Raw genomic sequence first — 14,764 nt, forward strand, 5'->3', positions numbered from 1 at the left:
CTCCTACATCCGTTTTACAGCCTGTTCCGGGCACAAATGCTGTCCGCAAGCGTGCCGTCTGGCGGAATTATCTGAGCGACGCACCAGTTGTCCAGTCGAAGGCACCAATCAAGCCAGGTTCGCGCGCCGCAGTCTCGCCCGGAGCGAATCGATCTCGTCCAGCAGATCGAGTACCAAGGCAACGCCAACGGCGCCCAGTTCCAGGTCGCGTGTCAGCCGCTGTGCGGCCGTCGTGCTCGGCGCAGGACCGATACGAGCGGGAGACGCGGCTCCTAGTCCGCGAGTCCCGTCGTCAGGCGTCGCATGATACGGCATGCGGCTCCGCTTCGGCTCAGCGGAGCTGCTCGAGAATCGCTGGATTCTCAAGCGTCGACACATCTTGCGTGATCTCCTCGCCCTTCGCTAGCGAGCGCAGCAGCCGGCGCATGATCTTGCCCGAACGCGTCTTCGGCAAGTTGTCACCAAATCGAATGTCCTTCGGTTTCGCAATCGGTCCGATCTCCTTGCTCACCCACGCCCGCAACTCGTTTGCGATCTTCTCCGCTCCTTCGCCCTCGGGGCGCGCCCCCTTCAGCACCACGAACGCGATAACGGTTTCGCCGGTGACCTCGTCCGGCCGGCCGACCACGGCAGCCTCGGCCACAAGCACATTCGCAGCCAGCGCCGACTCGATCTCCATGGTGCCGAGCCGGTGGCCAGACACATTGAGCACATCGTCGATGCGCCCCATGATCGTGAAATAGCCCGTCTCAGGGTCACACACGGCGCCATCGCCGGCAAGGTACAGCTTGCCGCCAAGCTCATCCGGGAAGTAGCTCGACTTATAGCGCTCGGGGTCGCCCCAGATGGTGCGCAGCATCGCGGGCCACGGGCGCTTGATCACCAGGATCCCGCCCTGGCCGGCAGGCACGTCCTGCCCGGTTTCATCAACGACCGCCGCCATGATGCCCGGCAGCGGCAGCGTGCACGAGCCCGGCACAAGCGGCGTCGCGCCGGGCAGCGGCGAGATCATGTGCCCGCCCGTCTCGGTCTGCCACCAGGTATCGAGAATCGGGCAGCGCGCGCCGCCGATGTTCGTGTAGTACCACATCCACCCTTCCGGATTGATCGGCTCGCCGACGGTGCCAAGGATGCGCAGCGACGACAGGTCATAGTTCGACGGATGCACATTTTTGTCGACAGCTGCTGCCTTGATGAGCGAACGGATGGCGGTTGGCGCGGTATAGAAGACCGTGACCTTGTGCTTCGCGATCATGTCCCAGAAGCGGCCCGCGTTCGGGTAAGTCGGCACGCCCTCGAACATCAGCTGGGTGCCCCCGACCGCGAGCGGGCCATAGGCGATATAGCTGTGGCCGGTGATCCAACCGATGTCGGCGGTACACCAGAACACATCCGCCGGCTTCCAGTCGAAGGTCCATTTCATGGTCTGCGCGGCCCACAGCAAAAAGCCGCCGGTGCTGTGCTGGACCCCTTTCGGCCTGCCGGTCGAACCGGAGGTGTACAGGATAAAGAGCGGATGCTCGGCGCCAACCCATTCCGGTTCACAGGTGCCGGCCTCGGCTTGCGCCAGTTCATGCATCCACAGGTCGCGATCCGCGTTCCACTGTATCTTGCCGCCCGTGCGCTGGTACACGATCACGCTCTTCACGGCTTCGCAGCCGCCCAGCGCGAGGGCCTCGTCCGCGATGTTCTTCAGCGGCAGGGCCTTCCCGCCGCGCATCTGTTCATCCGCGGTGACAAGCGCAACGGCACCCACATCCACAAGCCGTTCGTGCAGCGATTTCGCCGAGAAGCCGCCGAACACAATCGAATGCGTCGCGCCGATTCGCGCGCACGCCTGCATGGCGACCACGCCCTCCACCGACATCGGCAGGTAGATCACGACGCGGTCGCCCTTCTTCACGCCACGCTTCCTGAGCGCGTTCGCGAAGCGGCACACGCGTTGCAGGAGATCCTGGTAGGTGACGGTGGCCACGGTGCCATCGTCGGCTTCGAAGACGATGGCAACGCGCTTGCCGTTGCCGGCCTCGACATGGCGATCGAGACAGTTGTACGAGGCGTTCAGCTCGCCATCCTCGAACCACGTGTAGAAGGGCGCGTTCGACTCGTCCAGGACTTTGGAGAAAGGCGCCTTCCATGTCAGCGTCTCGCGCGCGAGACGCCCCCAGAAGCCGTTGTAGTCGCCTTCAGCTTCGGCGACGAGCGTCTTGTACGCATCCATGCCGGAGATAGACGCATGTGCCGCAAGATCTGCGGGCGGCGGGAACAGGCGGTGTTCGTGGAGAACCGATTCAATGGATTGCATTTCTTACTCCTGCATGCATATTGCGCATGGGGCCACGCCGCGCCATCCGCTGCCTCACTCTTTGAGACAAGAGGCTCAAGGCATTCGCTAAACGGTGCACGCAATCGCCTTTGAAGTCGGTACGCTGCCGTACCCGGTGCCGGCTCCGGCGGGATCAGATGCCCTGGCGGGAGTCCAGGTAATCCAGTGCCAGGTGCTTTTGCAATGCACGGGCCTGGCGCAAGGCGTCGAGCAATGCGCGCCGCTCGCCCGCCTCCAGTTCGTTCGGGGCCACATGATTGTGCATGGCCATGCCGCGTTCGAAGCAGCGCTGCTGTGTCTTCAGGCGCAACATCTGGATGCAATCGAAAGCGAGGATCCACGCTTGCACATCCTGCGGCTCCAGGCGTCCCGCCTCGCCGGCCCGCCTGAGGCGATCGGCCGTATTGCTGGCGCGGGCGCCGCAAGCCAGACCGTAGATGCGGGCCGCATCGATGAACAGCGTGGCGGCGTCCAGCTTCAGATCGATCGTTCCGGCGAACTCGCCGCTCTTTGGCACCACGAAGTCGCGCAGCAAGCCAAGCGGTACTTTGCGCCGCAGTGCATTCGCGGTCATCTGGAACAGGAAGCGCGGGTTGTCCGGCGCCATCTGCGCGAGCCAACCCGTCAACGCCTGTGCCAGATCGTCGGCGCCGTAAAGCGGCCGCAAGTCGAAGAAGATAGTGGCGTTAAGCAACGCCAGCGGATCACCTTCTATGATCCAGCTCGCGAAGCGCTCCCGCCATTCATGAAGGTCGAGGCACCACTGCGGATTGCTCGCCATGATCTGGCCGGTGCACAGCGGGAACCCGCAAGCATCGAGCGCTTCGTTAATGCGCAGCGCCAGCGGCAGCATCCGGCCGCGCATTGCCTCTGCCCCGCCGCTGCCCGCCAGGATCATCCCGTTGTCCTGGTCGCTCGACAGCGTCTGTTCCTGGCGGCCTTCGCTGCCGAGGGCGATCCAGCACCAGCGCATGCTCTCCATATCCTCCCCGGCACAAGCGAGATCGATCACGCGCCGCGTCAACGCATCGTTGAGCGTCGAGATGAGCCGGGTAAGCGGCTCGGCTGCCGCCTGGCCCGCCACGCGATGCCATAGCGATCGAATCTCCACGGCTGCCCGCTGCAGGCCACCCTCGTCCTGCGCGTCGGCGATGCGGAGCCTGGCCCCCTCGATGTCGCGCGTGAACGCGCCGGCCTCGACGCCGGTCGGGTCGAATGCGGCATCGGGATGGATCGTGGGCGGATCACTCATGGACGATTCCTCAGTACCGGATCCGCGCATAGTGGGTCTGTTGCGCGGCATCGCGTGCCTCCTTCAGGGTGCAGATGCCTATTTCCGCGAGCAAGGGGGTCATCTTGAGAAAGACCTCGCCGGTGACGATCGCGTCGCCCAGCGCGGTATGGCGGCCGATTATCGCCACGCCGAGACGGCCGGCGATCGCCTCCAGCGTGTGCTCAGCCTGATGGGGGTGGATCACTTGCGATAGCAGCAGCGTATCGAGGACCGGCTGCGTGAAGGCCGTGCCGGTTCTTGCCTCCAGCATTTGCAGGAACTTCATGTCGAACGCGGCGTTATGCGCGACAAGCACGGTGTCAGCGGCGAAACGGTGGAACTGCGGCAGCACGGTTTCGATCGGTGGCTGGCCATTGAGCATGGCGTGCGTGATGCCGTGAATCGCAATCGACCCGGCGCTCAATGCGCCACGCGGCTGGATCAGCTGGTCGAAGCTCTCCCGCTGCAGCAGACGGCCATTGACGATGCGCAAGGCGCCGATGGAGATGATCTCATCGCCGGCGGCAGGATCCAGCCCTGTGGTCTCGGTATCGAACACCGTGTAGTTGAGTTTCGAGAGCTGGCATTGGTCGATCTCGGCGCTCTGTCCCGGCCGGTGGAACAAGTCGAAATCGTAGAATTCCGGGCGGCCTTCCTGTGCCGGCGGGATGTCCAGCGCCGACCCGGGCTCGGAGACCGGCAGCATCAGACGGTAGCGAGCGACATCAGGCGACTCCCCGGCGGAACACACTGCCTCGCCGCCTTGACGCGCGATAAGGGCGCTCAGCGAAAGCGCTGCGCCGGCCGCGTTGATCGGCAACGGCGCGTTCTCCCACACCCGCAGCGTGTCGGCGGTCAGCGGCGTGCCGCGCCAGGTGAGATCGAGATAGGCCAGCCGGCCGGCACGATATAGCCCGAAGTGCAACTCGGTGACGCTGGCTTCGGTGGCGAGCCGCTGCGCAAGATAGGCCAGCGCCTGGGTCAATGCGTAGCTGTCCACCTTGAGCCACAACGTGGCGTCGACCGTATCGCTGGTGGCGACGCTAAGCGAGGGGCTGCCGATTCGTCGCAGCAGCAGCGCGAGCAGATCGGCGCCGCGCATCTCTTCGAGTTCCTGATGGCTGTCCATCCCGGCGCCGCGCTGATCCACGGCACGGCCGATCTGGTGCACCAGGCGCTGCGACTCGTCGTCGATGATGCCGGTGAGCTGGGTTCGCTTCGCAGCGCTCATTTCCGGGTACGCCTGGATGGCTTCCACCGCCGTACGGATATTCGCCAGCGTGGCGCGCGCATCTTGCGTGAGCGACTGCAGCAACGCGTCGCGGCGGCTGTCGGCCTCAACGTTGCGGGTGATGTCTTCCAACGTGAGCACGAAGCCATTGAGGGCGTGCGCGCTGTCGAACACGGGCGCCATGTGCGCGCGCACGATCTGGCCCTGCGCAAGCGTGGCGACAAATCCGGATACGGGTCTCGCCGCGCCGTCCCCGCTGTCCCGGAGTTGCTGCTGGATCTGCTCCAGCGCATGCAGGATGAGCCCACGCTCGATCGCGCCGAACACAGAACGGCCCAGCCCGATTGCCGCCATGCCAGCCGCAGGCGCGCCGCCCCGGCCGGTTTCGAGCAACTGCCTGGCGCTGTCGTTGTAGAGCAGTATTCGCCCTTCGATATTGCAGACCAGCACGCTCAAGGCAAGCTCCGCCATGAGCGCGGCGAGCCGGTTCTTTTCTTCGGCCAGCGCGCGGTTCGCCAGCTCGATTTTCTGCTGCACGCCGTCGTGCAGCGTCTGATGGGAAGCTGCCAGCAGGTTGAGCTTTTTGACGAGGATGCGCACGCCGCGCGCGCCCTGTGGCGCGATGCGGTGGCCAGGGTTGGCCGCAAGCAGCGCGGCGTCTTCGGCCAGGCGCGCGACCGGCGTCAGGTAAGCGTCGAACAACACTTTCAGGCCAAAGCCCAACGCTAGCAGCAGCAGCGCCGCGAGCGCAATCCATAGCGCACCGCGCTGCAACACCAGCGCGCTTAACCACGCGCGCTGCGCCTCCGGCAGATCGATTGCAAGCGGTAAGAGAATCGCGCCGACGACTAGTAGCTGCAGCAGGAAGAGCAGCGCCAATGTCACGCCAAAGCGGTGTCGCGCGATCCACTTTTGAATCATTCGAGGTCTCTCTGACAGCTCGCGAGCAATGCGCTCACCTGCTCGACCAGCGCCTTGGTGGAAAACGGCTTGGTGATGTACGCATCGGCGCCCAGCGCGAGGCCCTTGGTCACCTCCAGGTCTCGTCCCTTCGCCGAGAGCATGATCACCTTGACCCGATCCCACGCTTTGTTTTCCCGGATCTTCTGGCAGACCTCGAAGCCGCTACGCAGCGGGAGCATGATGTCGAGCAGAACAAGATCGGGCTGGAACGCGGTCATCTGCGCCAAGGCTGCCTCCCCATCGCGTGCGATGCCAACTTCGTAGCCGCTTTGCTGCATCAGGAATTCCAGGGAGATGACGATGTTCGGCTCGTCGTCGACGATGAGGACTTTGTAGGTCATGACGTTGTCTCCGGTGCCTTCGGCAGCGGCAGCGTGAATACGAACACCGCGCCGCTATCTGGCGTCGTTTCCAGCCACAGCTTACCGCCGAAATGACGGATGATTTCCCGGCTGATCGGCAATCCTAGCCCGGTGCCCTGGGGCTTGCCCGCCAGCCTGTCGCCGCCCTGGCGGAACTTGTCGAAGATAAGCTCCCGGTCCTGCGGACGCACGCCGCAACCGTTGTCTCGCACCGCAACACGCAAATCGCCGCCCACCGCCTCCAGGCTCACCGCGACGCGGCCGTCCACCCGGTCGCAGAACTTCACCGCATTCGACAGCAGGTTGAGCATCACCTGCATCAGCCGGTCGGGGTCGGCCAGTAGCCGGGGGACCTGCGGGGGCAACTGCAACTCAAGCTGAATGCGTTGATCCAGGAACAGTTGCCGGGTAGCGTCCACCGCATCCTGGATCACCTGTTTCAAGTCTAGCGGTACGGTGTGCCATTCGGTGCTACCGGATTCGATCTTGGCTAGGTCGAGCACGTTGTTGATGAGGCGTGTGAGGCGCTCGCTTTCCTTGATCACAATGTCGAGGTATGCGCTGCGTTTGGCAGCGGCAAGATCGGGATGGTCGCGCAGGATTTCCGAGAACGCACGGATTGACGTCAGTGGCGTGCGCAGCTCGTGGGTCACAGTGGAAATAAAGTCGTCCTTCATGTGGTCGAGTTCGGTGAGCCGCACGTTGGCTGCCTTGAGTCCGGCCGACACTGTCTCGAGCTCAAGCGATTTCTGTTCCAGCTGCCGGCTGTAGGCGACCGCTTGCGAGGTCTCATCCAGTATCGCCATGACCTCGTCCAGGCCGAGCGGTTCCTCATTCACGGCAGAGGCGATCATTGCCCGCGCCGATGCGGTGCCAATAGCGCCGGCCAACTGGATCTCCGCGAAATGCACCAGGTCGGCGTCGGCGGACAGCGCGTTCGCCCTGCCTTGCTCACGGAATCGCGCGTAGGCTTCATCGGCACGCGCGGCGCCAAGGAAACGCCGCAACAACGCGAGTACCGTAGCGGCCGAAGCGCTGCCGCGCCACACATGGGATCCCAGCGCGCTGCCGCTGTGCGCGTAGGCATCGACGAACAGGACAGCCTGCACCCCCTCCCCCGCGCTTTGCGTAGTCGTGAGCGACACACCGACATAGCCGCCGACGTTCGCCAGCATGCTCCAGAACAGCGCATGCGAGACTGGGTCCAGGCCGCCCAGGCCAAACAGCTGCCGCGGCCTTAGCCACCCTATGCCGAACGGCCCGTATTCGACAAAGCTGGCCGGCAGCCAGCCGGACTGCGCGAACGATGGCAGCAGGAGCGTGTATGCCCAGAGCAGGAAGCCGGCGCCCAGCCCGACCAGCGCGCCTTGCCGCGTGCCGTTTTTCCAGTAGATGGCGCCCAGCATCGCCGGCGCGAACTGCGCAACGGCCGCGAACGAAATCAAGCCGATCGAAACCAACGCGTAGGCTTCGCCGGCCACGCGGAAGTAGGCGTAGCCAAGCATCATCAATAGCACGATTGCCGCGCGCCTGATGGTGAGCAGCAGCGCGCTGATATCTGCGCGATGGCCAAACCGCAGCGGCTTAAGGCGCAGCAGCAACGGCATCACCAGGTCATTGCAGACCATGGTGCTGAGTGCGATGGTCTCGACAATGACCATGCCGGTGGCCGCCGACAGCCCGCCGATAAACACCAGGAGCGTGAGCGCCGGGGACCGTTCCCGCATGGGCAGGGCTAGCACGAACATATCCGGGTCGACTTCGCCACCCGGGAAGTGCAGGATCCCCGCGAAGGCGATGGGCAGGACAAAGACATTGATGGCCAGGAGATACAAAGGCAATAGCCAGATGGCCTTCTTCAGGTGGTTTTCGTCGATGTTCTCGACCACCGCGATCTGGAACTGGCGCGGCAGGAGCAGCATCGAGAACATCGACAGCACGATCAGCGAGGCCCATGAGCCAAAGGTTACGTTGCCGGCACCCACCGCATTGCCATTCAACGTCAGGAGCGCTTTCAGGGCTGGCACCGCCTCGGCACGCCCGAACAGATCCCCGAAGCCGTCGTAGATGCCAAAGGTGACAAATGCCCCCACGGCAAGGAACGCCACCAGTTTTACCAGCGATTCGAAGGCGATCGCGGCGACCATGCCCTCATGGCGTTCTGCCGCATCGAGGTGACGGGTGCCAAACAGGATGGTGAACATCGCCAGCATCAGCGCGAGGTACAGCGTCGTGTCCGACCAGATCGGCCCTGTTTCGCCGCCCCGCATGCCGACGCCGGGGGAATGCACCAGCACCGCGACACTTGCCGAGACGGCCTTCAGCTGCAGCGCGATATAGGGCACTATGCCTACCACCGACACCAAGGTGACAAGGCCGCCGAGCAGCGCGCTCTTGCCGTACCGGGAGGCAAGGAAGTCGGCAATCGAGGTGATGCGGTTGTTCTTGCTGATGCGAATGATCTTGCGCAGCAGGGTCCACCAGAGTGCCGCCATCAGCGTGGGGCCGAGGTAGATGGGCAGGAAGCCGATGCCGCTGACGGCAGCCCGGCCGACGCTGCCATAGTATGTCCACGAGGTTGCGTAGACGGCCAGTGACAACGCATACAGGTATGGGCTGTTGATGATGCTGGCACCGGCATCTGCGCGCCTGTCGCCGTAGAACGCAATCGCAAACAACATGCCGAGATACGCGAACGACGCCAGCGCGATGACCCAGCCGTCCAGCATTTCAGTCCTCCGGCACGGGTGCCGAGGGGTCAGGCTGCGAGCGTCTTCTCCGCGGCGCTTTCTGTTCTGCCGTGAACGCCAGCAGGCCGATGAGCAACGCCCATGCGGCAAACAGGTAGCAGTACAACCGCGGGATGCCGAACCAGGTGAGCGTGTCGTTGAACAGCGCCAGCAATGGGTAGTTGAACATCAGCCAGCCCAGGGCAAACAGCGCGATCAGACGGTGCCCGAGAAGGGAACGGCGCAACATGAAACGTTCCTCAGTGACTTCAATGGCTTCAGTGGCTTCAGTGGCTTCAGTGGCCGGAAGCACCCGATGCGCCGATGCCGGTTTCAGAGCGGACCTTCTGCGCCGGGTACCCTTCCCGGTCGATGCGGGCACGATCGCTGTGGTCCAGTATCGAGAACAGCCAGATGCCGACAAAACCCACGGTCATAGAAAACAGGGCGGGCGATGTGTAGGGAAAGATGGCATCCCTGTAGCCGAACACATCGACCCAGACCGACTTGGAGACAATGGTCAGGCCGACCGCGGTAATCAGGCCGAGAAAGCCGCCGATGGTCGCGCCGCGCGTCGTGCAGTCTTTCCAGAGCACAGCCATGAACAACACGGGGAAGGTCGCCGATGCCGCCACCGCGAAGGCCAGCGACACCATGAAGGCAATGTTCTGCTTCTCGAACGCGATCCCCAGAATCACCGCCACGATACCCAGTGCGACTGTCGTCACGCGCGATACGCGCAGTTCCTTGTCGCTGGCGGCCTTGCCTTTCTTGAACACGGTCGCGTAGAGATCATGCGACACCGCCGTAGCACCGGACAACGTCAGCCCCGCGACCACGGCAAGAATCGTGGCGAAGGCCACCGCAGAAATAAAGCCGAGGAAGACATTGCCTCCGACGGCATTCGCGAGGTGGATAGCCGCCATGTTGTTACCGCCCAGCAAGGCGCCAAGCGCGTCCTTGTACACCGGGTTGGTGCTGACCAGGACGATGGCCCCAAAGCCGATGATGAATGTGAGCAGGTAGAAGTAGGCGATCCAGGTCGTCGCCCAGAACACGGACTTGCGTGCTTCCTTGGCGCTTGGCACGGTGAAAAACCGCATCAGGATGTGCGGCAGGCCAGCAGTGCCAAACATCAGCGCCATGCCGAATGAAATGGCAGAGATCGGATCCTTGATGAAGGTGCCCGGGCCCATGATGGCGTCCTTCTTGGCGTGAATCTCAACCGCTTTGGCGAATAGCGCTTCGGGATTGAAATGGAACTGCGCCAGCACCATGATTGCCATGAAGCTCGCACCGGCAAGCAGCAGGCCAGCCTTGATGATCTGGACCCAGGTGGTCGCCGTCATGCCCCCAAACAGCACGTACACCATCATCAGGGTGCCGACGATCACCACCGCAATCCAGTACTCCAGGCCGAACAGCAGCTTGATCAACTGTCCGGCACCGACCATCTGGGCGATCAGGTAAAAGGCCACCACCACCAGCGTGCCCGAGGCCGCGAACACGCGGATCGGGGTCTGCTTGAAGCGATAGGCAGCCACGTCGGCAAAGGTAAAGCGACCGAGGTTGCGCAGGCGCTCGGCCATCAGGAAGGTGATAACGGGCCAGCCGACCAGGAAACCGATCGAATAGATCAGGCCGTCATAGCCGTTCAGGTAAACCGCTGCCGATATCCCGAGGAAGGATGCCGCGGACATGTAGTCGCCTGCAATTGCCAGCCCGTTCTGGAATCCGGTGATGCCGCCGCCGGCCGTGTAGAAATCCGCCGCGGACTTTGTTTTGGCGGCAGCCCATTTCGTGATGAACAGGGTAAACACCACAAAGACAGCGAACATGGATATCGCCGTCCAGTTGGTTGGCTGCTTTTGCAATTGACCAAGATCGCCACCGGCTCCCCAGGCCGCGCCACCAAGGGCAAGCAGCATCAATGCGCATAGGATATGGTTCCGGGTCGACATTACAACACCTCCTTGCGAATCTGAGCCGTCAGGTCATCGAATTCGCCGTTGGCGCGCCGGACGTAGATGCCGGTGACGACCACAGTAAATACGATCACAAAGAGTCCGATCGGGATACCCCAGGTCATCACGCCAGCGCCGATCCTGGTGGAAAGCAAGGTCTTGCCGAAGGCAACCAGAAGGATGTAGCCGTAGTACACGACCATCATCATTGCAGTGAGCACCCATCCGTAGGTGGAGCGGGTTGAAACCAGCCGCTGGTAGTTGGGATTGGACTGTATCCGTTGAACGAGATCTTCTTCCATGTCTTATCTCCTGCTCTTCGGATAAGAGGCCCTATCCGTAGCCAGTCTTGGTGTCTCAAGTCTTATGTCTTTTGGTCTTATGTGGAACAGCGGCAACCATCAATGGCGATGTGTACGCGGCCCAAAGGCAAGTGCCTTAAGACGTATTTGCCTGGCAATCTTGCCCGCTGCATCTGGCAGGGTGCGAGTGATCGAAGGGCAATCGTCGAAACGGTGCTCGCAATCGAGTGAGAAATCGGTACGGTTCCGTACCTGTTCGTCTACGCGTGGAAGGTTCCATGCGCCCGGCGTCTCAAGCTTCTGCACAACAGGCAATGCGACGAAGGCCCACCACGCATTTTCCGCATCGTCCGGTGAGAGAAGACGCTATCGCTGGCGTCCATGCCCGGTAGCGTACCGACGCGATGACGGTGTTCAAGTCGCCTCGTGGACGTTTCCCGCGGCGGCGCGCGAAGGCTGCTTGCCGATCCCCTCCCCAGGGAGAGCTGGAAATAGCACCGAGAAAAGACGTGAAACCAAAGATCGCGTACTGCGATGCAAACGCTTGTGGATCCGGCAGTGACCGCCGGCCAAGCTCGGCTCGCTCGCCTGGTACTGCCTGCAGGCGTCCATGCCAGCGCCTTGCCACTTCTCGTCGGCCGCGCCCTACGCGGCTTCTGTGACGGGTTCATCGCGGTCCCGCTGCCAGCGTACCTGCTCTCGCTCGGTTTCGCGCAACTGGCAGTGGGATTGATCAGCAGTGCAACCCTGATAGGCTCGGTATTGGCGACGATACTGGTGGGAGCCCTCGGCCATCGCTACCCACAGGCTTGGCGCTATACAAGACGATCGAAGCCAGATCCGGGCAGATAACATCAGTGCTAGGAACGGCGTTGGGGGAACGGCGACTCGTCCTGCTTTCAGCCTTGATGGAGAGGACGATCGATTTCCTGGAAAATGAGACCGCCTTTCTGCCGGACTGATGGCAGGAACATGCTCTCGACGGCCACTTGCGCCAGGCCTGCGCGCCGCTCCGGCTAGAGCATACATCCAAGCGGTTCGCGCATGCGCGCAGCCGGCACCGCCAGGCTCGCCCTATTTTTCTTCATCCGCCACGGCTTTGTCACGTTGAGGGGAACGGATGCCCTGGGCGGGCGGTCAGCGCCTTCGCTCAGAAGGCACCGGACGGATTTTGGATAACGCGGTGAATAGACGCCACGCGTCGAATCCAGTGAAGTCTGTCCGTTGACAGCTTGATCTGTCAACTGGAGACACGCCAAGCCACAGACCATGGAATAGTGATTTCTCGCTGATTACATTACCGCAATTATCCTTTCAGTTTTCCTTCAACCTGGAAACCCTTTATTCTGACTCCCGGCACCGGACGAAAAAAAACCACCCCGAAGGGTGGCTGAAAGCAAACTTCCTGCAAGCAGGAAGTGCCGATATGATCGTAATTACGCCTTAAATCGAAAATTTCAGAACTTGTGGCGAATACCCATGACAGCGCCAGTCTGATTATCTCCGGGCTGGACGCTGCCGGCCGGGCCGGACAGGGCGTTATACCCGTTCATGCCGAGCTGGGATCCCTTGCGGTTGGCGACGTAGCCCACAGTCAAATACACGTCCGTGCGCCTCGACAACGTATAGTCAGCCGACGCCACCAGCATCAGCGGGTCAGCGCCGGAGTTCTTGACGTCCGTGTAGTAGGCGGCGCCGGTCAGCGTCAGCGCCGGCGTAGCGGTGTATTTCAGGCCGGCCCAGTAGAGGTTGGAGCGGTTGACCGACAGGGTCCCTGCATTGCCATTGAACCAGCGCATGCCGGCGAAGGCCTTGGCCGGGCCAAAGGCATAGGTGCCGCCGACCAGGAAGCGCCGGTCCTTCAGGGCCTGCGTGGCCAGGCTCGAGCCCTGCAGTTCGTCGTACACCGCGCCGACCGAGAACGGGCCGGTCTCATACAACAGCGACAAGCCTATGTTGCGGTCGATGCGGAAGTTTCCCGGCACCTCGCCATTGTTGGTACGGCCGAAACTGTACAGCGCTGAGGTCGTCAGCCCGCCGAAGCGGCCGCTATACTTGACGGCGTTGTCAGCGCGGCCGGCCAGGATGGCGTCGCTGAGGAACAGCGAATACCGGTTCGCAATGGCCATCGGGTCCAGTTGCGCCGACATGTCATAAATGGGCGTGGTCTGCCGGCCCAGCGTCAGGGTGCCGTACTGGCTGCTGAGGCCCACAAACGAGGCGCGGTCGAACAGCTTGGATGTGTTGTTGTTGGCGCCGGTGTCAAGGGAAATGCCGCTCTCCAGGTTGAACAAGGCCTTCAGGCCACCGCCGAGATCCTCGACGCCGCGGATGCCCCAGCGGGAGGTCGACAAGTTGCCGGAACTCATGCGTACCAGGTTCTTGCCGCCGGAGGCCGACGGCGCATGGCTCAGGTATTCAATGCCGACGTCCGCCACGCCGTACAGCGTGACGCTCGATTGCGCGTGCGCTGCCGACGCCCCCATCATCAACATCGCGGCCAGGGATAGGCCATGATTACGCTTCATTACTTCTCCTCTAGTTAAAGCAAACAACTTGCCAAAAACGAAGATGCGAGTATATGGCCCTCAAGATTTCGGCTAGATTACGGTCGCATTACGGCGCGAATTTGTGTTGCGTTTTTACAAGTTACGAACAAATCCGCACATTGCCATGCGACGAAGCAACATGACAGTTTTGTAATAAATCTATCGAAAAACAAATAATGACCACTCGACCGATCCGCGTGACCATTAGAAAGAAAAAAAGGGGACCAACGGGCCACCACTTGTTGCGGATTTCGGAGAAAGTGATCAGTCGATTCGGTGAGCGCGATCAGGATGGGAAGGTGGTCCTGCGCGCAGGTGAATATGGTCGCCGCGTCGCTGCCGGCGCGGTGTATGTGACAAACTCGCACCCTGAGCACCCCGCGGCACGGTAGGGTGCGGCAGATTGCAATCTCGTAATCGAAAAGCCATCTAGCCGTTACCGTTGTCTGAATGAACTGCTCTCCACGTCGGCGCTAACCTGTTCATCGTTCTGGATAACGCCATGCAACAACAAAGCAATTCTAATCACTGGTATCACAATCATGTTCTCCGGCATCTCCAGCGCCGCTACTGGAGATACCGCTAGCGCGGATGCACCACAAGATGGCGGCAGTCGCGTAACCCGTAAGCGCGATCCATTCACGGACGGCGCGCATAACGGTTCACGCGCGTCGTCCATCGACAGCCCGCGATTGACTCCGGCTGGCTCGTGTTCAAGTGGACGATAAGTACGGCATGTTCCTGGCCTTCAGGCAGAGCGTCAACCATGGGAAGGCGACGGCTGCGCTGCCGCAGGAGCGGGTTCTTTCAGGACACCACAGATCATCTGGGACCGGAGAGAGATTACGGCCACAACCCGTCAAGTACTCGAAGGTGCGTCGCTTTAGAGAGAAGTTGAGGGAGTGGCCAAATCTGGGGGCGCCTTCTATAACGCAGGGATTGAAACCGCAAATCCCTCGATTCCCCTGTCTGGCGGGTACCAACGCTTGAAATTGCGTACGTGCAGGTGCGAAATCGGTTTTGCGCTCGAGCACCCCGACCGTGATGACCTTGGAGGGCTGTTTC

10 protein-coding genes and 1 pseudogene are annotated in these 14,764 nt (G+C 62.0%); 1 reads left to right on the forward strand and 10 read right to left on the reverse strand.

Features of this window, described 5'->3' with window-relative positions; all coding sequences use genetic code 11:
- Positions 1 to 108: 108 nt before the first annotated feature.
- The 9 genes from ACGLHR_RS25340 to ACGLHR_RS25380 form a co-directional block, all read right to left on the reverse strand.
- Positions 109 to 378: a chaperone modulator CbpM gene (locus ACGLHR_RS25340; RefSeq protein ID WP_400096825.1), complete on the reverse strand. Its 270-nt coding sequence runs from the start codon at positions 376 to 378 to the stop codon at positions 109 to 111.
- Positions 332 to 2,305 (reverse strand): acetate--CoA ligase, encoded by a 1,974-nt coding sequence (gene acs, locus ACGLHR_RS25345; RefSeq protein ID WP_400096826.1) that lies wholly within the window; start codon positions 2,303 to 2,305, stop codon positions 332 to 334. Before acs ends, ACGLHR_RS25340 begins: the two co-directional genes overlap by 47 nt.
- Before the next feature lie 154 nt (positions 2,306 to 2,459).
- Positions 2,460 to 3,578: a DUF294 nucleotidyltransferase-like domain-containing protein gene (locus tag ACGLHR_RS25350; protein WP_400096827.1), complete on the reverse strand. Its 1,119-nt coding sequence runs from the start codon at positions 3,576 to 3,578 to the stop codon at positions 2,460 to 2,462.
- 10 nt (positions 3,579 to 3,588) lie between these two features.
- On the reverse strand, positions 3,589 to 5,751 hold the full coding sequence (locus ACGLHR_RS25355) for an exonuclease domain-containing protein (protein WP_400096828.1): 2,163 nt from the start codon (positions 5,749 to 5,751) through the stop codon (positions 3,589 to 3,591).
- Entirely contained in the window at positions 5,748 to 6,134 is a 387-nt protein-coding gene (locus ACGLHR_RS25360) for a response regulator transcription factor (protein ID WP_400096829.1), read from the reverse strand. Before ACGLHR_RS25360 ends, ACGLHR_RS25355 begins: the two co-directional genes overlap by 4 nt.
- Positions 6,131 to 8,884 carry an ATP-binding protein gene (locus tag ACGLHR_RS25365; RefSeq protein ID WP_400096830.1) on the reverse strand — a complete coding sequence of 918 codons (2,754 nt, stop codon included), beginning with the start codon at positions 8,882 to 8,884 and terminating at the stop codon, positions 6,131 to 6,133. The genes ACGLHR_RS25360 and ACGLHR_RS25365 overlap by 4 nt, the downstream gene beginning before the upstream one ends.
- Before the next feature lies 1 nt (position 8,885).
- Positions 8,886 to 9,134 (reverse strand): hypothetical protein, encoded by a 249-nt coding sequence (locus ACGLHR_RS25370; RefSeq protein WP_318236597.1) that lies wholly within the window; start codon positions 9,132 to 9,134, stop codon positions 8,886 to 8,888.
- A gap of 46 nt (positions 9,135 to 9,180) precedes the next feature.
- Positions 9,181 to 10,845 carry a cation acetate symporter gene (locus tag ACGLHR_RS25375; protein WP_267602614.1) on the reverse strand — a complete coding sequence of 555 codons (1,665 nt, stop codon included), beginning with the start codon at positions 10,843 to 10,845 and terminating at the stop codon, positions 9,181 to 9,183.
- Entirely contained in the window at positions 10,845 to 11,150 is a 306-nt protein-coding gene (locus tag ACGLHR_RS25380; RefSeq protein WP_267602615.1) for a DUF485 domain-containing protein, read from the reverse strand. Before ACGLHR_RS25380 ends, ACGLHR_RS25375 begins: the two co-directional genes overlap by 1 nt.
- 534 nt (positions 11,151 to 11,684) lie before the next feature.
- Between ACGLHR_RS25380 and ACGLHR_RS25385 the strand changes: the two are divergent.
- Positions 11,685 to 11,957: pseudogene (locus ACGLHR_RS25385) on the forward strand (MFS transporter); the annotation flags it as partial.
- 650 nt (positions 11,958 to 12,607) lie between these two features.
- Here ACGLHR_RS25385 and ACGLHR_RS25390 read toward each other — a convergent pair.
- Complete coding sequence (locus ACGLHR_RS25390; RefSeq protein WP_400096831.1) at positions 12,608 to 13,678, reverse strand: porin; 1,071 nt, start codon at positions 13,676 to 13,678, stop codon at positions 12,608 to 12,610.
- Between the last annotated feature and the right edge of the window lie 1,086 nt (positions 13,679 to 14,764).

It is taken from the genome of Cupriavidus sp. CuC1, assembly GCF_044627735.1.
Classification (GTDB): Bacteria; Pseudomonadota; Gammaproteobacteria; order Burkholderiales; family Burkholderiaceae; genus Cupriavidus; species Cupriavidus ulmosensis.